The following is a 22626-nucleotide window of genomic DNA, read 5'->3' as shown; positions in this document are numbered from 1 at the left end:
TAAAACGAGGGGCTGCAGCCATGCCGTTTAAGCTTAGCATTTTTAATAAAATATTGATTCTTCTCTGTTTGCTGCTCGTTCCAATCGTATTTCTCTACAGCTACTCCAATCAAGTGGGCACCGACGTTATCGAACGGGAAATCAAAAAGTCGAACGCCAGCCGGCTCTCGTTTTTCATCGGCCAGGTGAACTCGACGGCAGACCAGCTGTGGAAAGCGGCGTTCAACCTGAGCGGCGACCCGGACGCGGCGAAGCTGATGTTCAAATCAATACGGAACGCTTCCTATGACGTTCTGATTACGAAGGAATTGATAACAGCCAAAGCCGCTCTGCAAAGCAACACGTTCGGCTGGGACAACGAGTTTACGATATTTGCGCCGGGCACCGGGCAGACGATTACGACCAATTCCTCGTTGAACTACGATGTTCATCATCTGCAAGCGGAACAGACGGAATCGTGGGCCTATCGGAAAATGGTTACCGACCACGGCGAAGACAATCATTTTATCCGCTATTTGACCGAACCGTACATGAAAAAGATGGATCTAAACAAAGCAAATTTGATCGTAGAGGTTGCCTTCCCGGCTTCTAATATTTCCAATATGCTGGACCAGCTGCAGCAAGGCAGCAGAGGTGCTCCTTTTTTCTATCATCCGGACTATGAGCCGATTACCGGCACAACGTACGATGCAGAGCTGCTGGAGCAGGCCGTGGAGAAGCTGCATGGGCTGCGTCTTGAGGCTTCCGGCTATAGAGAGGTGGAAATTAACGGAAAACCTTACATTTTGACTTATGAAAAGTCCAAGGCTCTAGATTGGTATCTTGTCGATTTTACTCCGCTTGGAGAGCTGCTGCAGCCGATAACGGACAGCCGGAACATATTTTACATCTCCACCGGACTGCTGCTTGCGCTCAGCTTGCTGGCCGCCGCTCTGTTATACCGGAATGTGCAGATGCCGATCCGCGAAATGATTCTTAGCGTCAAAAAGCTGAAAAAAGGCGATTACTCCGCAAGAGTTTCGGCGAAAACGAACAATGAATTTCAATATCTGTTCGATCAATTCAACCATATGACAGAAGAGATTCAATTGCTGATCGAAAGCGTATTTGCGGAGAAGCTGCGGGTTCGGGAAGCGACGCTGAAGCAGCTGCAATCGCAGATCAATCCTCATTTTTTATATAACAGCTTCGCTTTTATTCAAAGCATGGCCCAGCTCGAAAACAAGGAAGCCATTATTGCCGTCACGCAGCGCCTGAGCAAGTATTACCGGTACACGACGAGAGTGGAAAATCAAACGGGCAGCATGAGCGAAGAAATCGAACTCATTCGCAATTACCTCGACATTCATACGATGAAAATGCACCGGCTGAAGTATGAGATCGACATACCGGACGAATTGCTGGCGCTCACGCTTCCCAGATTGCTGCTGCAGCCCATCGTGGAGAATGCCATCCTTCATGGCATCGGAGAGAAACCAGGCCCGGGCATGATTCGGATTACGGGATCGAAGAAAGATGGAATTACGGAAATCGTCGTAGAGGACAACGGACCCGGTCTAACCACCGAACAACTCATGCAGCTGAAAGCGAAGCTGCAGAAGCCGATGGATGACGAAATAGGCTGCGGCCTGTGGAACATTCGGCAAAGGCTTGTGCATCAGTTCGGACCGGGGTCCGATCTGCATGTGGAGGTGTCGCCGCTCGGCGGACTTCGAGTTGCGATTCGCATTATGTAAGCGGCATATCGCGGGGCGCCGTTAGGGAGGTCAATCAACATGTTTCACGTGCTGATCGTAGACGATTACCCGGATCAGGTGGAGAGCCTGGTATCCACGATTCCGTTCGAAGAGCTGGGCATCGGTGAGGTTTATCAAGCATACTCGGGCATGGAGGCGCTGGAAATCGTCAAATCATGCACCGTCGATATCGTCATAACCGATATTCGAATGCCCGGCATGAGCGGTTTGGAGCTGCTGCGGCGAATTCGGGAAGGCTCTAGCAAAACTAAATGTATTTTCATCTCCGGTCACGCGGATTTTGAATATGCGAAACAAGCCATCGAGCTGCAATCCTCCCATTATTTGTTGAAGCCCGTAGAGACGGAGGCTCTGATCGCGACGCTGAAAAACGTCGTTTCCGACCTTCATGAGGAATGGAAGGAAGTCGCTTCCTATCAGCGGGCCGTTTATACGCTGCGCGAGCACTTCTCCCTGCTGAGCGGAGAGCTGCTGAATCACCTGCTGCAGGACAGACGGTACCCGAAAGGGGTAATCGCCGGCCGCATGAACATGCTGGAGCTTCCTTTTCACATCGGAGATCGTACCGGAATGTTCATTATGCGTTTGGAGGACGGATTCCACGAGTTCGACGATTACGACCTGTCCTTAATGGAATTTGCCGTTGCCAACATCGCCGGAGAAATATTCGGAGAGCCATTTCATCTCTGGCATTGCAAGGATTCCTACGACAATCTGGTCTTTCTGCTGAAAGCGAAGAAGACGGCGGAGGACGGAGAGGACGACTGGAGGCAGATTGAAAAGCTGGCGGCTAATTTACATAGAAGCGTTAGCGTTTATTTGAAACGAAACGTATCCATTGCGGTGGCGGAACAGTTCGAGGCGTTCCCCGAACGGCTCTCACGCATGCACCGGATCTGTCTGTCCGCCATGCGGCGGCAGATCGGGGACGAATCCAATTTTTTTGTTACGGCGCGTGATGAGCCGGAGCAGTCAATTGAAGGCGGATTGCGGACGCCCTATCAGCCGCCGCTGCTTATTCATTTGCTGGAAACCGGCAGCTGGGAGAAGGCGGCCCGCAAGCTGGACGATATATTTGCGGAGCTGGCGGAGAAGTGGGCGGAATCGCCTGAATATGCCCAGGAGGTCTGGTTCTCCGTCATGAGCTCGTTCCATTATGTCGCTCATAAAAACGGGAAACAGCTAGGACAGATCATGGGGGGCGGACATCACGCCATGATGGATGCCGGCAATACGGCTCCCGCCTATAAACAGCTTAAAGACAAGGTTTATTTCGCCTTCTCCAGACTGACGGAAGATGCGGACCGCAACACGAAAGATTCCCGGAAGTACATGATCAAAAAAATCCATCAATTCATAGATGCGGACATCTCGAGGGATCTGTCGCTGCAGGCGATTGCTGATCAGGTGAAGCTGCATCCGGCTTATATTTCCAAGATGTACAAAACGGAAACCGGCATGAACGTAGGCGATTACGTATTGAAAAAACGAATGGGGCTGGCTGCAAAGCTTCTACAGGACAGCAGCGATAAAATTTACGAGATTGCCCAATCGACCGGTTATTTGACGACCCATTATTTCAGCAAGGTGTTCAAAAGCTATTACGGCATGACGCCGCTTGAGTTCAGGGAAAAATCGGCAGATCGAGGGGGGTGATCGGCTCCCTTCTGCCAAAACGGCGGGAAGAGGGAGGCAGGACCGGACAGCTCTGAGATTACTTGAGAATCTACCATGTATAGGAGGATGAAAGATGAGGGATCAAGGCGGTTCATTGAGGCGGAAGCCGAGCCGTTACTTTATGTTTTTTTTCCTGGTCATCATGTATGCATGTATGGCTCCTTCCGCCCATGGCGCTCAGCAGGAAGGGTACAATTGGCAAAATGTAAGCATCGGCGGCGGCGGATTTGTAACGGGCATGGCCATCCACCCGACTGAGCCGGATCTCGTCTACATTCGTACGGACGTCGGCGGCGCGTACCGCTGGGATGAAACGAACAAGAAGTGGATTCAACTATTGAATGCGCTTCCAAGAGAAAAATTCAATTTGTACGGCATCGACAGCATTGCGATCGACCCGTCGGACCCTGATGTCGTCTACGTCGCGGCGGGCAAATTCAACTGGCCGGGGGCAGCGTCGGATATTCTGAAATCGACCGATCGAGGCGCCACCTGGGAGCCTACCGGATTCATTCCCCAAAATTTCGGCAACGGAACCGGACGCGATGCTGGCGAGCGGCTTGCGGTAGACCCGAACAACGGACAGATTGTTTATATGGGAACCCGTACGCAGGGCCTGTGGCTGAGCACATCCGGAGCAAGCAACGGCTCCTGGCAGCAGGTCAGCGCTTTCCCTGTCGTCGGCACCTCTCCGTTTGGCCTTAATTTTGTCGTGTTTGACAAAAATACGGGGACTTCGGGCAACGCGACGCAAACGATTTATGTCGGCGTCGAGGACGGCGGCGTTTACCGGAGCACGGACGGAGGGACGTCATGGGCGCAGCTGAGCGGAAGCCCGCTTAAGCCGAACAGGGCAGCCGTAGCCGCAAACGGCACGTTATACGTCAGCCATGAGACGGGCGTTGCCAAATTCGCCGGGGGCGCGTGGACGGATATTTCGCCGCCGGCAGCAGGGAAATACAGCGGCATGACGGTTGACCCTGCAAATTCAAACGTCATCATGACGGCCGTCGCGACGGGTACAAACTTCCCGGCGCCCATTTACCGTTCCACGAACGGAGGCGCCGATTGGACGCAAGTTTCGTTTGTGAAACATCCGGACGTTCCATGGTGGACGTCGAACTGGTTCGCGGCTAATACGGCGAGTTTGACCATTGACCCATTGTCCCCTGACCGGGTCTGGCTAACTGACTTTTTCGGCATATGGCGCACGGATAGTATTACAGCGAGTCCGTCCCACTGGTATTCGTATGAAAATGGCCACGAGGAAGTGGTGAATTTCGCCCTTCGCAGCACGCCGATCGGAGCTCCGCTGCTGAGCGGGCATGCGGATGTGGACGGGATGCGCCATACGTCGCTTTCCACTTTCCCAAGCTCCAAATTTGGCGGTCCGACCTTGGGCGACACCGTATCTATCGATTTTCAGGAGAGCAATCCGAATTTTGTCGCCCGGGTAGGCTCCACCCGTTACCAGAACTCGGGAGGCGGCGGCTATAGCACCGATAACGGCGCAACCTGGACGGCATTTCCGAACCCGCCTGGCATTGCGGGACGAATCGCCGTATCGGCGGCCAGCGAGACGATGGTCTGGATTCCGCAGTACGGAAGCCCATTATTTTCGACTGATCGGGGACAATCTTGGACGCCGAGTTCAGGCGCGCCGTCCGGCACGGTTCACGATTTCTGGGTCTGGTATCAGCCGCTTGCTTCCGACAGGGTGAACAACAATACGTTTTATTTGCTGGAACGCGCGACATCGAAGTTTTACCGCAGCACTGATGGCGGAGAATCCTTTTCGTATGCGTCTACGATGCCTTCGTCGACGGCGAGCCTTGCCTTTTTCAGCGTCAAGGCAGCCCCTGGCATGGCTGGCGAAGTGTGGGTCGGCCTGGATTCGGGCGGTCTTATGCGTTCGAGCAATTCCGGCGACACTTGGACGCCAGTGCCGGGCGTGCAGCAGGCGAAATTATTCGCTTTTGGCAAAAATCGGCTCGGGTCCCCGTATCCGACTGTATTTGTATACGGCAAGGTAGACAATGCGGTGGGCATTTTCCGCTCCGATGATTTTGGCGCCACTTGGGTAAAAATCGATGTGCTGGATCCGGCAATCGGGGATGAAGCCAATACGATGGAAGGCGACCGTCAGGTGTGGGGCCGCGTCTATATCGGCACGAACGGCACCGGCGTATTTTACGGCGACAGCTTGACAAGTGAAGGGAGCGATACCGATCCGCCTTCGACGCCAACGGGGGTGACCTCTTTGTCACAGACGGCCACGACGATAAAGCTTGCCTGGACGGCTTCCACCGATAACACGGGCGTAGCGGGTTATAACATCTACAACGGAGGCGTGTTTGCGGGTTCTACCACATCGCTGTCGAGCACTTCCTTTGTCGTAAACGGGCTGGCGCCGAGCACTGCCTATTCATTTACCGTTAAAGCGAAAGACGGAGCAGGCAACCTCTCAGCTGCAAGCAGCGCGCTTAGCGTGACAACGTCGCCGCCGCCGGCTGCGCCGACGAATGTTGCGTCGACGTCAACAACGATGACGAGTATCGGTCTGAGCTGGAATGCGCCTTCCAACCTTTCCGGCGTAGCCGGATACAAAATTTACAGCGGTTCAGCTTTGGCTGGATCTACGACAGGCACAGCGTATACGCTGAGCGGACTGCTGCCGGACAGGACATACGCGCTAACGGTTCGTTCCTTTGACAGCGCGGGTGCTTTGTCATCGCCTAGCGGCACGCTCTCTGTGACGACTGCGGCGGGGCCGGGGACGCTTTCCTTCACCGACGATTTCCAGGACGGCACGGCTGACGGCTGGAGCGTAACAAACGGGACCTGGTCGGTTGTTTCTTCGGGGGGCTCCAAGGTTTACAAACAATCGGCATGGATGACAGTGAACGCGTTCAGCACGGTGGACGCCAGCACATTCACGAATTATAGCGTGGACACCAGCATCAAACTGACCCAGAACGATATCGATCTGGCAGCCGGCATTACGGCCCGTTACCAGGACCCGAACAATTTCTACTATTTCCGAATCAAGGCAGGAAAGCTGCAAATCGGCAAATCGGTGAACGGCACCGTAACGATTCTCGCTCAAAAAAATTATCCGATGACGACAAACGTCGTGTACACCTTCACTGCTGTCTTAAATAACAGCACGCTAGATTTCTACGTGAACGGGTTTAAGGAGCTGTCGGTTTCCGATACCAGTCATACCTCGGGCAAAATTGGACTTTACGCCTTTAAAACGGGAGTAGAGTTCGACAATGTCAAGGTCATTCAAAATCGCGATTTTGCGCCGCCGGCTGCGCCAGGGAATTTGACTCTGGAATCCAAGGGCGAGACTACGGCTCGATTATCCTGGAGCGCCTCAACGGACAATGTTGGCGTAACCGGGTACGAGGTGTATAACGGTTCAACTCTTGCCGGCACTGTGACATCAACGACATATACAGTAACCGGACTCGCAGCTGATTCCGCGTACTCCTTTACGGTCAGGGCCAAGGATGCCGCCGGCAACGTTTCCGCAGCAAGCGCTCCGCTTGCCGTAACGACGGACCCGTATCTGGTAGGAGCGAAAAAGACGCTGGCTGCCGTTACGGTGGATGGAGCGTTAAATGAATCGATGTGGTCCATGGTGAAGCAGGCGAATAAAGCGATTATCGGATCGCCGGACAATACGGCCCAATTCGGCGTGTTGTGGGATAACAATTATTTGTATGTAGGGGTCGAAGTCGCCGACGGCAATTTATACAATACCTCCGTGCTGCCCTATTACGATGATTCCGTCGAAATCTATATTGACGGCAATCACAATAAAGGCTCTGCATATGACAGCCATGACCGGCAATACGTTAAAGGCTGGAACGACAGCGCGCTCTGGGAGCAGAAAGGGAAGACAACCGGCGTGCTGCACGGATGGGCGGCAAAATCCGGAGGATACAGCGTGGAGCTGGCTATTCCGTGGAGCGAGCTCGGCGTTACTCCGTCCGCCGGCATGACCATTGGCTTCGATGTGGCGGGAAATGATACGGATAACGGAAGCGGCCGGCAAAGCCAGTTGATGTGGGCCGGCACGAACGACAACTGGACCAATACGTCCGCATTTGGCAGTCTGGTGCTTTCCTCCCTCACCGTTGGGGATGCGCAGGCGCCGACAGCGCCGCTAAATCTGGCATCGCCGTCGCATACCGACCGAACGGTGAATCTGTCCTGGACCGCCTCGACGGACAATGTTGGCGTTGCCGGATATGAGATTTACAGCGGCGAAAATCTGGTAGCGACGGTTACCTCGACGACCTATACAGTTACGGGTCTAACCCCGAACGCCAGCTATACGTTTAGCGTAAAAGCAAAAGATGCGGAGCATAACGTGTCCGCGGCCAGCAATACGGTCAGTGTCACAACGGATGAATCGTATACGCTGATCCATGCGGTCAAAACGAATGCCGCAATTACGGTCGACGGATCGTTGAACGAACAGGTCTGGTCCTTGTCCAAACAGGCGAACAAAGCCGTGAGCGGCACTGCCAACAATACGACGACGTTTGGAGTGTTGTGGGACGACAATTATTTATATGTTGCGGCGAGCGTCATCGACGGGAATTTAGCGAACAACTCGGCGGAGCCCTATGCCGACGATTCCGTCGAAATTTACGTGGACGGCAATTATAACCGGGGAACCGTCTATGACAGCTTTGACCGGCAATTTATTAAGGGCTGGAACGACAGCTCGCTGTTTGAGGCGAGAAGTCTGACGAGCGGCGTGCTGCACGCCTGGTCCGCGACTACGGCCGGATACAGCGTGGAGCTGGCCATTCCTTGGAGCTCGCTCGGCATTACGCCGTCCGCCGGGATGACGATCGGTTTTGACGTGGCGAACAACGACGAGGATGACGGCAACGGGCGGCAAAGCCAGACGGTGTGGGCGGGAACAGCCGATAATTGGACGAATACCTTCTCCTTTGGGGAGCTTTACCTGCAAGCGCCGTAACATCTCTCTGCTGGAAGCTCCGTCCTGACGGCGGAGCTTCTTTTGACGCGGACGAGGGGCTGACATGCTGAAACAATGGCTCTGCATAGCGAAACAGATCCATTTTGATACACTACAAGGAAAGGGGCAATACGTTATGGCAGCAGTAAAAATCAAGTTTGACCGGTTTCCGGACGGATTGCACAAGGCGGCGACGTTCAGCTTTGACGATGGACGGGAGCATGACCGAAGGCTTATAGAGCTGATGAACCAATATGAATTAAAAGGAACCTTCCATTTAAATTCAGGCCTTATCGGACATGACGGTTACATCCGAGCTGATGAGGTCGCCGAGCTATATAAGGGGCATGAGGTATCGGCCCATACCGTCACTCATCCTTTTCTTGAGCAGTCTCCGGGTGAGCAGATCGTCTCTGAAATAATGAAGGACCGAGAGGCGCTGGAAGGGCTTGTCGGCTATCCGGTTCGCGGAATGAGTTATCCGTTCGGCACGTACGACGACCGGGTGGTGGCGATGCTGCCCGCGCTCGGCATCGAGTATGCCCGCACCATCAAAAGCCATGGCGGATTCGATATGCCCGCCGATTCGCTTAGATGGCATCCAACCTGCCACCATAAGGGAATGTGCGAAGCGGCGGAACGTTTTCTGCAATCGCAGCCTTACCGCAACCGGATGGAGCTGTTGTTCATATGGGGACATAGCTACGAATTCGAAAGCGACGGCAATTGGAGCATCATAGACCGGATCGGCCGGCTGCTTCAAGGACAGGATTCCGTCTGGCATGCCACCATGGGCGAAATCCACGCGTACAGGAAAGCGCTTGAGGCGCTTCGTTTCTCTGTCGACCGCAGTATGGTGCATAATCCGTCGGCGACCGACGTGTGGTTCAGCGCGGACGATGAACTGGTGATGATTAGGCACGGGGAGACGGTGAGGCTGTAGGCGGCATGAAATTGAGAAACGATTATGCCGGATTTTTCGATGAACCGGAGATAAAAAAGATGACTTCTGTGAATTCAGAAGTCATCTTATCTTATGGCGATCTATAAAATTAAGCATCTCCTTGAGGGCTTCAACTGTAGGAAGGGCCAGCAGTCTTTTTTTGCTGTTAACAACTTCCATGCCATAGTAGTCAATGTAGTACTATGCTTCCAGTAATATCGACATCTTCAATAAAATCAACCGCATTCGCGCCTCTGCGCATGCTTTCATTGCGTCCGGCCATGTTCCGCTTTATAATTGATAACGATTATCAATTAAAAACGATCCTGGCTATGCTCCCTCCTTTTTATCAAACGGCGGCGCCAGCCGGGAAGCGCTGGAGAGGAGGGCCTGCTTATGTCCGTTCATGAGCTGATTGCAGCATGGAACGAGCTTCAAATCAAAGTTATCGATGTGAGACGCCGCCTGCTGCCAGCGGACGGCCTGCGGGTATTGCAGCCGTTGCCCGCGCATGCATTTGTGATTGAGCTCAGCAATGGTGCGGCTGCCGGTTTCAAAGAAACCGGCGCTGCGTCTAGCCGATACACGGTTCTGCACGGAAGCAAGGGAACGATGTTAGACATGCATCAGCCGCAAGAGCGCCTATATGCCATCTACTATAAGGCGGACCGCTCCAGCGCTGCGACGGAGAAGCAGGAGCAGCTGAGCTGGTTTAACGAACCAAGGCGAATCCACATCCATCACCCAGTGAAGCTTTTGCAGCTTACCGAGTTGCTTTTGGAGCAATGGGAAAGCCAAGGTCCGCTTGAAATGAAACAGTTTCGGACCCGTATGCTCCTTCAGCAGTGGGTGTACGAGCTTATCCAGCAGGCCGGGCTCGACTCGGACGACAGGCAGCTCCTTGCCGAGCGTATAGCCGAGTTTTTGCGAATGCGCTACATGGAGCCGATTACGCTGGAGTCGATTGCCGGCGCATTCAACTACAGCATTCCGTATATTACGAAACATTTTAAACAAGTTATGGGCAAAAGCCCGATCGACTTTTTGATTGGCATCCGCATGAACAAAGCCAAGGAGCTGCTGCTGAGCACCGATGCCTCCGTGCAAGCGGTCGCGGAAGGGGTGGGTTATTCCGATAGCGCGTATTTTGCCAAAACGTTCAAAAAACATTTTGGACAAACGCCTGCCCAGTTCAAGGAGCGGCCGGTCTTCCTGCATCAGGAAGAAGCAGATCGTCCCATCAACTGGCTCATATCCTCCCTTGTTTCAAAAAGCCTGCCAGCCTACAATTTTATTGAGAACGATTATCAATACATTGAGGGCGGCAAGGGAGAGGATTCAACGATGTTCAGGTACGAGACAAAAGGGAAATTGGCCATGATTATGCTTGGTTTGGCCATGCTGCTCAGCGCTTGTTCGGGGGCTGCCAATACGGCAAATACGACGAACAACGCCGCGACGAATTCTGCGTCCGCAGCGCAAAATATAGCGTCAGCTGCTCCACAGGCGGAGCAGGGGGGGCAAAAAGGCTGGCCAAGAACATACACAGATGCATTGGGCAGGGAAGTTGTCATCCAGCAAAAGCCGGAAAAGATCATTGTGACGCATTTTGCGATGATGGAGTATTTTTTTGCGCTGGACCGTCCTCCGATCGCTTCGACTTTGGCCGAACGGATTCTATCGTCCTTCGAGACGCTTAAGCCTTACGAGTCTTCTGGGGTGACAGACATCGGTCAGGTGGCAACGCCTGACTTGGAGCTGATGATGAAGCTGGAGCCTGACTTGATTGTTGGCTTGTCGGGAGTTCATAACGACGTGTATGAAGACTTGAGCAAAATAGCTCCCGTCGTTATGGTGGATACTTCCGATCTGGGCTGGAAGGAAATGCTGCGGGAATACGCGGGTCTTGCCGGCGAGGAAGAGAAAGCGGAAACGTTTATTACCGAGCTGGAGGCGCTGATGGACGAAGCTCGGGGGAAGCTCGCGGCGTACAAGGATAAATCGGTTACGTTCCTGCGCCCGACAGGGGACGGACAAACCTTCTATGTGCTGGATGAGAGCTCGGTCGAGTACGCCTACGGTGAAGAAGGCCTTGGGTTTAAGCTCCCGGCAGCGCAGAAGATGGAGGATGGCATTATCTCCATGGAAGGTGTTGTACAGATGAATCCGGAGATGATTTTCATCGTCGATTATTTGGACAGTATGGATGCGATTAACTCCGAGCTAAGCAAAAGCAAAGTGTGGAACTCGCTGCAGGCCGTGAAGGACGGAAACGTTTATTCGCTGGACGTATCCATTGATGCAGGCGGTCCGCTTGCAATCCGCCATGTCATCGAGCAAATGCTCGTCCATCTGGCGGAATAGGAGGCAGGGTGAATGCGGCACAAGGCCATGAAGGAGAAGTATGGGGATCATTGGTTGAACATTTATTTGCCGGAAGGTTACGAAAAGGGCAATGCGCGTTATCCGGTCGTATATGTGCAGGACGGAGGCGACCTGATCGATCCGGTCCACTCCGAGTCGCTGAAGCGGGTAGGGGAACTCGCGGCTGAAGGAATGCTCGCCGAGCTAATATTCGTCGGAATTGAACCGATAGACCGGAATGACGAATATACGCCCTTTGTATCCCTCAATGTATTTGAGCCGGGCACTCTATTTGGCGGCGGGGCCGGGGCATACGCTTCTTTCCTGGCCGAAGAGCTGAAGCCGTATATAGACGGCAAGTTTAGAACGCTGGATAAAGCGGAGAATACCGGAATTATGGGGTTTTCTCTCGGAGGGCTCGTATCGCTTTATACAGCGCTGCTTTATCCAGCTCAGTTCGGCCGAATCGGCAGCTTCTCCGGCTCCTATTGGTTCCCTGGAATTGTAGAGTGGATTCGCGAATCGCAGCAAATGCATTCCAGCGGGCAGCAGCGGCTGTATATGAATGTTGGACATGCCGAGGGCGCCGGGCGGACAAACGGGCAGCAATGGATGGTTCCGAATACGAAAGAAATCTACGGGCTTTTGGCGGGAAAACGCTTGGATAACGGCCGGATCAAGCTTGATGTGTATGACAGCGATTTTCACTCCTTCGATAAAGGAGTCGGGTATGTTCCGGAAGCGCTAACATGGTTGTTCCAAGCAAAATAAAACGAGATGTAAAGAAGCGGAGGGAAACCTCCGCTTCTTTACGAATAATCAAACAATTAGGTCTTGCTAAGATTAGTCACATGATCGTATACTGATACCAGGTCATTATGGAATCGATACCAGACAAACATACATTGTATTGGTAGCGTTATCATTCGTGGTGCAATGGAATTGCACTTCTTGATCAATACCTTAACCGTAACAGAACTGCTCTCGATTCAAGGCCAATGATGGAGGTGCGAGTTCATCGCAGGCGCTAGTCAGTTTGAGGAAGGGAGAGATTGCGATGAAAAAAATCGACGCGTTTGTCATCGGCGACGTGAATATTGATCTTGTCGTAGCGGGCTGCAGCCAGGTGCCGGAGCCGGGCCAGGAAGTATTTGTGGACAATATTACGATGCACGTAGGCGGAGGAGCGGCATTGTTTGCCATATCGCTTGCTAAGCTGGGATTTCAAGTTGCTTTTAACGGGGTTCTTGGAGAGGACATCTACGGCAGATATGTGCGAGAGCAATTTACTCAGTATGGTATCGATACCAGATGGATTAAAACAAGCCAAAAAAACCAAACCGGCATAACGATCGCCATTAATCCCGAAAGGGACCGTTCGTTCATTACTTACGCAGGCTCGAACAGCGAGCTGTCGCTGGATTTGTTGAATGTGGACGATGCGGCTTCAGGCCGGCATGTACATTTGACGGGATACCGTGGCAAAGCGAACCATGACGCTTATGTCGCTGCTGCAAAAGCGCTTAAGGAAAGAGGCGTTACGCTTTCCTGCGACGTCGGCTGGGACGACACCGGCGAATGGTACAAAGGAATATTTGAGCTGATGGGTTACGCCGATGTTTTTTTCATGAACGAAACGGAAGCGATTCACTATACGGGCTGTGAGACGATTGAGGCGAGCCTGGCTTATTTGGCCGAGCGGGGGGATCAGGTTGTTGTCCGCCTTGGAGCCGACGGAGCGGTAGCCATTCAGAACGGAAAGCAAATACACCAACCGGTGTTTAAAGTAGATGTTGTAGACACGACTGGAGCCGGCGATTCCTTTAATGCAGGTTTTTTATACGGATTTTTAACCAAGCAGAGTATTGAGGCCTGCCTTCGATACGGCAATGCCTGCGGCGCGCTTTCCGTATCGGCATACGGGGGCAGCACGGGTACACCGAATCTTGAAGGGCTTCACGGCTTTCTGCAGCGGTTTGACGATTCCTCGGACAGTGATTTGCAGACAGTCACCCAGGAGTAGGAGGAAGATGATGAAATTTCAGAAATACTGGGAAGATACAACAACTTTACAAGTAAATCGTGAGCCTGCGAGAGCTTACTACATTCCATATACAAATACGGAAGCGGCCAAAACCGGCAAACGCAGCCGTTCGGAGGCCTATCAAACGCTGAACGGCAGCTGGAAGTTTTCTTATCATTCCTCCGTTCAAGACGTGCAATCCGATTTTAATGAAAAAGACGCCGACACGTCTGGCTGGGATGATTTAATGGTTCCTTCCTGCTGGCAGACGAGCGGCTACGATCAAATGCAGTACACGAACCTTAATTATGCGATACCGGTTGATCCTCCTTTTGTGCCTGACGCCAACCCGGCGGGGCTGTATGTCCGGGACTTTCAGGTATCCGGGGATTGGGAAGCAAAGCGCAAATACATCGTATTTGAAGGGGTCAATTCCTGTTTCTACGTATGGGTGAACGGTGAATTTGTCGGTTACAGCCAAGGAAGCCGCGTTCCGGCTGAATTCGAAATTTCCGCTCATCTTCATACCGGCAAAAACCGTATTGCGGTTATGGTGCTGAAATGGTGCGACGGCACGTATTTGGAGGACCAGGACGTATGGCGTTACTCCGGCATTTTCCGGGATGTTTATCTGCTCGCCCGCGAGCAGGCGCATGTGCGCGACGTATTCAACCGGCAAACGTTCACGGACGGTTTTGCTCATGCTGCACTGCGTGTTGAGCTCGATACAACGGCACAATTGGACGTAAACGTAGAGCTGCAGGATTCTGCGGGCAACAAGGTGGACGGCGCATCTGCAGCAGTCGACGGTAAAGGAGCGGTTGAGCTTCAGGTATCAAACCCTGTGCTTTGGAACGCCGAGAATCCATACCTTTACCGGCTTATGGTCAAAGCAGGCGGCGAGACGATCCTGTTCCCTGTCGGTTTCCGCAAAATCGAAGTGCTCGATGGCGTCTTCATGGTAAACGGCGAGGCGATTAAGCTTAAAGGGGTCAATCGCCATGATTCCCATCCGAAGCTTGGTCAAACGGTTCCGATTCGCCATATGCTCAAGGATCTCAATTTGATGAAGCGCCATAACGTCAATACGATCCGCAGCTCCCACTACCCGAACGATTCGCGTTTCCTGGAGCTTTGCAACGAGTATGGCTTCTACGTTGTGGACGAAGCCGATCTGGAAGCTCACGGCATGGGCGTAGCGGGGCCGAAATGGACTTATCCGAACGTTAACCTGCTGGCTAATTTGCCGGAATGGCGCGAGGCATTCCTGGACCGCCAAGTCCGCATGGTCGAACGGGATAAAAATCACCCTTGCATCGTGATGTGGTCGCTTGGCAACGAATCCGGCTACGGCGAAAACCACATTGCCATGGCGGAATGGACGAAACAGCGCGACGGTTCCATCCCGATCCATTATGAAGGCGCATCTCCAGTCAATCATGGCAGCACGAATACGGAATGCCTGGACGTAGAGAGCCGTATGTACACCTCTTCGCAAGAAGTTGAAGCGTACGCCAAGGACGAAAATTCGACGAAGCCGATGTTCCTTTGCGAGTACAGCCATGCTATGGGTACCGGCCCAGGGGATTTGAAGGACTACTGGGACGTCATTTACAACTATCCGAAGCTGATGGGCGGATGCGTGTGGGAATGGTGCGATCACGGCATTCTGACCAAAACAGCGGATGGCAAGCCTTATTATGCTTACGGCGGCGACTTTGGAGATACGCCAAATGACGGCATATTCTGCCTCGACGGTCTTGTCTCTCCCGAACGGAATCCTCACACGGGATTGCTGGAGCTGAAGCAGGTCATGGCGCCAGTGCTGTTTACAGCGGGCGACCTGGCTAAGGGAGAAGTAAACGTAACAAACCGGTACGATTTTGTCTCGCTGGGCCATCTCGGTCTGCACTGGACAATCGAGCGGGATGGAGCGGTTGTATCGCAAGGCCAAGCGGAACTCGGACAAGTGTTGCCGCGCAAGTCAACGACGATTAAGCTGCCGTACGAGCTGCCGGAAGCTTCCACTGGAACGTATGTGCTCAACCTTTCCTGCTGGCTGAAGGACAAAACCGTTTGGGCTGAGGCGGGCTACGAAATTGCCATTGCTCAAATCGAATTGCCGGTACAGCGTAAGGATGAATCTGCTGCAGTGCTGGGCAGAGTGATGCCGATGACGGCCGTTCAGCAAGGCGATGCGCTTCAGCTGGAAGGTCATGATTTCAGCTATACCTTTAATCTGAATAGCGGCATGCCGTCCAGCATTACCAAAAACGGAGTCGAGATGCTGCAGGGTGTTCCGCAGTTCTCGATCTGGCGCGCGCCTACAGATAACGATTCAAAGATTCAAGAAGATTGGAAAAAGGTCGGCTACGACCGCGCAGTAACCAAAATCTACTCCTGCAGCTGGGAGCAAGACGGCGCATCGGTAGTCATCAAGTCTTCTTTCTCCATCGGAGCTGTTGCCCGGTTTGTCATTCTCCGAGGCGAAGCGGTCTGGACCGTCGACCCGTCCGGCTTGATCCATCTGCAAGTTGAAGCCGACGTGGCCAAAGACCTTGTATTCTTCCCGAGATTCGGCCTGAGTCTCGTTATGCCGGAAGGCATGGAGGAAGTGGAGTACCTCGGTTACGGTCCGCATGAAAGCTACATCGATATGCGCATGAACGCAAAATGGGGGCATTACTTAACAACGGTGGATGAGATGTATGTCCCTTACATTCATCCGCAGGAGCATGGATCAAGGTTCGGAACGGAATGGGTTGTTGTATCCAACGAGTTGGGCATGGGAATTAAGTTCTCCGGCAAGGAGCCGATCTCGTTCAACGCCTCTCATTTCACACCGAAGGATCTGGAAGAGGCCGGCCACGATTACAAGCTGCAGCCGAGAAAAGAAACGATCGTTCATCTCGACTACAAAATGAGCGGTGTAGGCTCCAATTCCTGCGGTCCGGATCTGCTGGAGCCGTATCGTATGGACGACAAGCAATTCCGTTACGAGCTTAGCCTTCAGCCGATTTTCAAAGAAGACGAATAAACGAAGCGCAAAATGGTTCTTTAGTCGGCATATTCATTATGCAGCTTAAGCTATAATCTTGATGTAGGGGGTTCCGGCAAGCTCGGACAGAACCCCCTTTTCAAGAAATGGGGAGGAAAACGCAGTATATGGGAAAACCGGAGATTGGAGCACATACCGGCTCGGGCATTGCCCCCGACAATACGATGGCCTCGTTCATGGAAGGCATTGATTCCGGAGCGGACATCGTAGAAGTAGACGTAAGAGTTACGAAGGATGGAGTCGGGGTTTTGCTGCATGACGATTCACCGCTATTGCATACTCACACCTTTGCAGAGCTGAGCCAGCCGGAGCTGCTGACGCAGTGGAACCCTGAGCTTGGCAATCATCCCGTCGTCAGGCTGGAAGATGTGCTGCATGTGTCCAAAGCTTATCCGGTCAAGCTGAATCTTGACATCAAAAGCCCGAAAAGCATTGAAGCAACGATGCGGACGGTAGTAGAGCTGGGCGCTATGGACCGGGTGTATATTACGGGCAGCTCTGTCGGAATTCCGAAGCAATACCCTGGAGCCCAGGTTATTATGAACACTCCCTATCTGTTGACTGCTGAACAAGAGAGCAACTATGAGGAGTTCATGAAGCAAGTATGCCAAAAGGCGGTTGACGGCGGTTATGCAGGTTTGAATATGCACTTTGTGACTTGCCGCAAGGAGATTATTGATGCCGCTCATGCGCTTGGCTTAAAGGTTTGGGTGTTCACGGTTAACGAATCGGAGGACATGCAAAGGTTCGTCGATCTAGGCGTGGATGCTATTACAACGCGCAGACCGGAGAAGTTAATTCAGTTGTTAAAAGTATGTTAATTTGTTCCTTTCTGACATAGACTGTGTTATACTATAGGTAAGCGCTTTCCATGGCTATTTCATTGGGAAAGCGCAACATTTTACCGCTATATGGTATCGTTATCAGAAACATGTTTAAGGGCCGCTTCATTGATTGCAAAACTTACTAAAAAGAAGGTGATCCCGCACTATGCAGCCTGTAGCGACGTCCTTGTCCACTGCGACACCGCGAAAGAATAGACTTTGGAAAAACATTTTGTCCCACCGTTATTTGTACCTGATGTTAGTGCCCTGTCTCGTATTCTTCTTTATCTTTTCTTACATTCCTCTTGTAGGTTTGTTGATGGCATTCAAAGATTACAAATTCAACGCGGGCATACTCGGAAGCCCCTGGGTTGGCCTAAAGTATTTCCATGCGTTTTTCGAATCCTATGAAGCCAAACAGCTTATCCGCAATACGTTGGTTATTAGCAGCATCAAGCTTTTTGTTTACCTTCCGTTCCCAATTATTTTGGCGCTTATGTTCAATGAGCTCCGCAATAAATGGTTCAAAAATCTTTCCCAAAGCATCATGTATTTGCCGCATTTCCTGTCCTGGGTCGTCGTCATGGGTCTTACGCAGCGGATTCTCGCTCCGGATACCGGATTGCTGAACCAGATTATCGCCAAGCTGGGCGGCGATGGCAGCATCTTTTATCTAATGGAAGCCAACTACTTCTATCAGATTATGTTTGGCAGCTTCGTCTGGAAGTCAATCGGATGGGACTCTATTATTTACATGGCGGCTATTGCCGGAGTCAGTCAGGAATTGTACGAGGCGGCCAAAATCGACGGAGCGACCAAGCTTCGCGAGGTGTGGCATATTACGCTTCCGTCCATCGCCCCAACCGTAGTTATTCTGTTCATTCTATCGCTTGGAAGCATCCTGTCCGCAGGTTTTGACCAGATTTACATGCTTCGGACACCGGGCAACATGCATCTGGCCGATATTTTGGATACTTATATAATTAAAGTCGGTTTGCAGCAAGGCCAGTATGGATATGCAACAGCTGTCGGTATGATGCAAGGCATTATCGGATTAGTCCTTGTTATTCTCGCTAACCGGATTTCTAAAAAAGTATCGGATACCTCGCTGTGGTAACGGTACCAATCCACGCACTCAGGGGTTACCCAGCAGGGTAACGCCTGAGATGTGAAAGCGATTCCAGACAATTGCAAGTTTTGAGCCTTGGTGAAAGCGCGACAAGCGTCTTCATAGATTAATTTGGGGAAAAGGGGTAGTCATATGAGTAAGAAATGGGGAAAACTGGTTGCAGTTCCGTTGTTGGTAGCCTCGCTGCTGGCAGGATGCTCCAACGCAGGCAACAATGAGCCGGCGGCAAGCAATGAGCCGACAGCGTCAAATGCACCTTCCGACAAACCAGCTACATGGATTGCGGACCGCAAAATCAAAGGTCTTATCTTTATGGGATCCGACGATCAAACCTCCGAGATTAACCCTGAAATTCTGGCAGAAATCAAGAAACGTACCGGTATCGAGTACGAAGTTGAAATCATGAAAGCAAACAAGGCCATCGAGGGATTGACCGCCGGTCTTGCATCAGGCGACTTGCCGGACTTCGTTGCTTTCTACCTGAACAACAGCGGCCGTCCGGAAATGCCGGTTGTGCTGAAAGCCGCTCGCGAAGGCATGTTCACCGACCTGACCCCGCTCATGAAAGATACAAAAGTGTACAGCAAATACCTTGAAAAAGGTTACCTGCCTAACGACACAAATTACGGCGTTATGTTCCGTCCGGAATTTAACGGCTCCACTTATTTCGTTCATATGAACGTTAACCGCGAAGGCGGCAAACCAAGCAAGCTGATTGGCGGCCCTTACATCCGTAAGGATATCGCTGAAGCTCTTAAGGTTGACCCGGCTTCCATCAAAACGCATGAGCAGCTGTACGATCTGGCAAAGAAAATTCAAGCCGGCAACTTTAAAGACAACAACGGCAACCCGATTACGCCAATCGGACCTGGCTACTGGGGCGGCAAAGAGCTCGGCCAGATCTTCGCTGATCTGCAATGGGGCGACACCGATCAATGGATTTACCAAGGCAAAGACGGCAAAATTCTGCATGAAAGCCAAACGCCTATAGCAATGCAAAAAGTAGAATTCATGCAAAAGCTGCTGAAAGAAAAGCTGATGCATCCTGAGTTCTTCACGATTGACCAAAGCCGTGCCGAAGAAGGCGCCCTGAACGGTTCATGGGGTATCGCCGGCGATATGCACAGCTACCTGCAGTTTAACCAAGATCTGCATTACCTGCCGCTCGGACCTTTCAACGATGTTGATGGCAATCCTTATCAAATGCAAATTGACTTCAAGAGCGGATACAGCGCGTGGGCAATTCCTTCCACGACGAAAAAGCCGGAAGAAATCGTTAAATTCGCTGACTTCATGGCAAGCCGCGAAGGCAAGATGCTGTGGAGATACGGTCTGGAAGGCCGCGATTACACGTTGGACGACAAAGGCAATCCAGTTCCGAAACAAGAAGTGCTCGATCTGAAAGAATCCAACGCTGCTGAAGCGAAAAAGCTTGGCTTTGCAGGAGCAGGAAACTACTGGGGCGAGATTCTTGGCCAAACCGACACCGACTATATGGCAGACTTTGGCGAAGAGAGCTACGGCGACAAAGTAAGCGGAGCATCTGAGCTTGGCCTGAAAGCAGCGGAGTTCTATAAATTGGACGAAAAAATCGCTAATGCAAATGTAGTTGACGCTTATACGCCAAAATCTTTCCTGGGCGAATTTGCAACGGGTACCGACCTCAACGCGGCATTCGGCAACTACAAGGACAGCCTCGTTAAGGCTTACTACAGCGACAGCAAAGAAGCTGCTCAAAAAATTCTGGACGAAGCTTTGAAACAGCTGCAAGCAGCCAACCTGGACGGCTACCTCAAGCTTCTGGAAGAAAAGAACAGCAACGAATTGACCAAAATCAAGTTTAAGCCATCTCGTTAAGACAGCCTCTAGAGGCTAACAGGCGGCGGCTAACGCTCCGCCGCCTGCTTTTTAATAAGGAGGAGCAAGATATGGGGAATGAATTTTATAAGCTAAGCGTCGGGGAAAAGGCACTAAAACTCATTAATTACTTGCTCATCATTGCGCTGTGCTTATCGATTGTTCTTCCTTTCTTGAACATCCTGGCACTGGCGTTTAACGCGGGCAAAGACGCGGAAAGCGGCGGCATTTATTTCTGGCCGAGGGTCTGGTCTCTTGAAAACTTTGAAAAGGTATTTGATTCGACGAATATCGTTTCTGCATTTCTCGTTTCCATTTTTCGTACGGTTGTAGGTACTGTTGCAGGGGTGCTCCTGACAGCAATGGCTGCATACGCCCTGAAAAGCAAAACGATCCCGGGCGGCAGATTTTTCATGATGTTTATCTTTTTCACGATGTTGTTCAGCGGCGGAATTATTCCGACCTACATGTTGTACAAATCGCTGCATCTACTGGATAATATTTGGATTTACGTTCTGCCAGGTCTATACAGCGCTTGGAACCTGATTATTTTCCGGACCTTTTTTCAGCAAATTCATGTGAGTTTGGAGGAGTCGGCTCGCATTGACGGATATAATGACATGTCTATTTTCTGGAAAATCATTCTTCCGCTTAGCCGTCCTGTAATTGCCGTTATCGCGTTGTTTACTGCTGTCGGCCATTGGAACGACTGGTTCACCGGAGCTTTTTATGTTCGTTCGGAGGATCTTCGTCCTTTGTCAACGCTTCTGCAGGAAATGCTGCTTAGCGCCGAAGCCATGCGTGATACGCTGACTGAAGCGGCGGGTGTAAACTACGAAAGACTGGCGAAAATCCAGGTAACGGCCAACTCCTTGAAGATGGCAACGATCGTTGTTGTTGTTACGCCGATTATTTTGGTGTATCCGTTTGTACAGCGTCACTTTGCCAAAGGCGCAATGATTGGTTCGATTAAAGAATAGTCATATACAAAAAGGGCGGGATTAAGATGAACGTACACAATCCATATGCGAAAGAAGGCACGTGGCTTAGAGGCAGCTTTCATAACCATACAACAAACAGCGACGGCTGGTTTGATTTGGAGACCGTGTACAAAATGTACAGCGCATATGATTTCTTGGGCATCTCCGATCATGACAAAATAACGGAGCATGCCGGCGAATGCGAGATTGAGACGCTGTTTGAAGCTATTGAAGTCAGCAGCAGCCAAACTCATATGCTGCTCGTTCATCCTACCCGCACCATGATGGAAGGGTACACAAACGAATTTTCAATTCCGAACTATCAGCGTTACGTCGATATGACCAATGAAAACGGCGGTTTTGCCGTGCTTGCCCATCCAAACCGCTTTTTCTCTCATTATTGGAGAGAAGAGGATATGTTTAAAATGGAGCGTTACCTTGGCATCGAGGTTTACAACGGAGACGGAAACCCGGAATACGACATCGCCTTTGATAAATGGGATCAATTGCTCTCGGCAGGCCGGAAAGTTTGGGGCTTCGGCAATGATGATTCACATGTATACGGTCAGGATAAACGCGCTTGGAACATGGTTCTGGCAACAGAAAATACACGCGAATCCATTTTGGATGCCATTAAAAACGGAAGCTTCTATGTATCCAGCGGATACGGGTTTGACTCCATCGAGACGAACGAAGGCACCATTACGGTCAACCTGCGCTCCAACAAGCTGCTGGACAACATGTATAAATATATAAGCTTTTTTGGCAAAGATGGCCACGTCTTGTATGAGACGTCTGGCAGGCTGACGCAGGTCAAGTACGAGTGCAAGGGCGATGAAGGGTATGTGCGGGTTGCAGCTTATTTGGAAGGAGGATATGCGGCGTTTTCACAGCCTTTATTTATCGAGGCCTAACACATAACGAGGGATAATCAATTTCACGCAAGCTGTACCATACGCTCGAGCCCTGTTTTCCGTACGATGACCAAACGATGTTAATGCGTTCTGCCGGC

General features: G+C 51.6%; 13 protein-coding genes. All 13 read left to right on the top strand.

Annotation, left to right across the window (positions count from 1 at the left end; translation table 11 throughout):
• The first annotated feature begins 20 nt into the window (after positions 1–20).
• The 13 genes from M3223_RS04425 to M3223_RS04365 all read left to right on the top strand — a co-directional run bounded on the left by M3223_RS04425 (position 21) and on the right by M3223_RS04365 (position 22528).
• Entirely contained in the window at positions 21–1736 is a 1716-nt protein-coding gene (locus M3223_RS04425; protein WP_251559331.1) for a histidine kinase, read from the top strand.
• A 39-nt stretch (positions 1737–1775) separates the two neighbouring features.
• Positions 1776–3413 (top strand): response regulator, encoded by a 1638-nt coding sequence (locus tag M3223_RS04420; RefSeq protein ID WP_251559329.1) that lies wholly within the window; start codon positions 1776–1778, stop codon positions 3411–3413.
• A 94-nt stretch (positions 3414–3507) separates the two neighbouring features.
• The gene (locus M3223_RS04415; protein WP_251559327.1) at positions 3508–8436 is read left to right on the top strand and encodes a sugar-binding protein; all 4929 of its coding nucleotides are present in this window, start codon (positions 3508–3510) and stop codon (positions 8434–8436) included.
• Positions 8437–8572: 136 nt separating this feature from the next.
• Positions 8573–9379, top strand: a complete 807-nt coding sequence (locus M3223_RS04410; protein WP_251559324.1) for a polysaccharide deacetylase family protein — start codon at positions 8573–8575, stop codon at positions 9377–9379.
• Positions 9380–9775: 396 nt separating this feature from the next.
• A complete protein-coding gene (locus tag M3223_RS04405) occupies positions 9776–11743 on the top strand; it encodes an AraC family transcriptional regulator (RefSeq protein ID WP_251559322.1) in 1968 nt (655 codons plus the stop codon).
• A gap of 12 nt (positions 11744–11755) precedes the next feature.
• Positions 11756–12514 (top strand): alpha/beta hydrolase, encoded by a 759-nt coding sequence (locus tag M3223_RS04400; RefSeq protein ID WP_251559320.1) that lies wholly within the window; start codon positions 11756–11758, stop codon positions 12512–12514.
• A gap of 286 nt (positions 12515–12800) precedes the next feature.
• Complete coding sequence (locus M3223_RS04395; protein WP_251559318.1) at positions 12801–13766, top strand: carbohydrate kinase family protein; 966 nt, start codon at positions 12801–12803, stop codon at positions 13764–13766.
• 10 nt (positions 13767–13776) lie between these two features.
• Positions 13777–16803, top strand: a complete 3027-nt coding sequence (locus M3223_RS04390) for a glycoside hydrolase family 2 TIM barrel-domain containing protein (RefSeq protein ID WP_353057668.1) — start codon at positions 13777–13779, stop codon at positions 16801–16803.
• A 128-nt stretch (positions 16804–16931) separates the two neighbouring features.
• Positions 16932–17645, top strand: a complete 714-nt coding sequence (locus tag M3223_RS04385; protein WP_251559314.1) for a glycerophosphodiester phosphodiesterase — start codon at positions 16932–16934, stop codon at positions 17643–17645.
• A 169-nt stretch (positions 17646–17814) separates the two neighbouring features.
• Entirely contained in the window at positions 17815–18765 is a 951-nt protein-coding gene (locus M3223_RS04380) for an ABC transporter permease (RefSeq protein WP_251559313.1), read from the top strand.
• Between the two features lie 144 nt (positions 18766–18909).
• Positions 18910–20634: an extracellular solute-binding protein gene (locus M3223_RS04375; protein WP_251559312.1), complete on the top strand. Its 1725-nt coding sequence runs from the start codon at positions 18910–18912 to the stop codon at positions 20632–20634.
• Between the two features lie 71 nt (positions 20635–20705).
• Positions 20706–21614, top strand: coding sequence for a carbohydrate ABC transporter permease (locus M3223_RS04370; protein ID WP_251559310.1), 909 nt, complete (start codon positions 20706–20708; stop codon positions 21612–21614).
• A gap of 26 nt (positions 21615–21640) precedes the next feature.
• Positions 21641–22528 (top strand): CehA/McbA family metallohydrolase, encoded by an 888-nt coding sequence (locus M3223_RS04365; protein WP_251559308.1) that lies wholly within the window; start codon positions 21641–21643, stop codon positions 22526–22528.
• The last annotated feature ends 98 nt before the right edge of the window (positions 22529–22626 follow it).

It is taken from the genome of Paenibacillus pasadenensis (genome assembly GCF_023715725.1).
GTDB lineage: Bacteria > Bacillota > Bacilli > Paenibacillales > Paenibacillaceae > Paenibacillus_O > Paenibacillus_O pasadenensis_A.
Note: the sequence above shows the minus strand (reverse complement) of the source record. Positions and strands in the feature narration are given on the sequence as shown.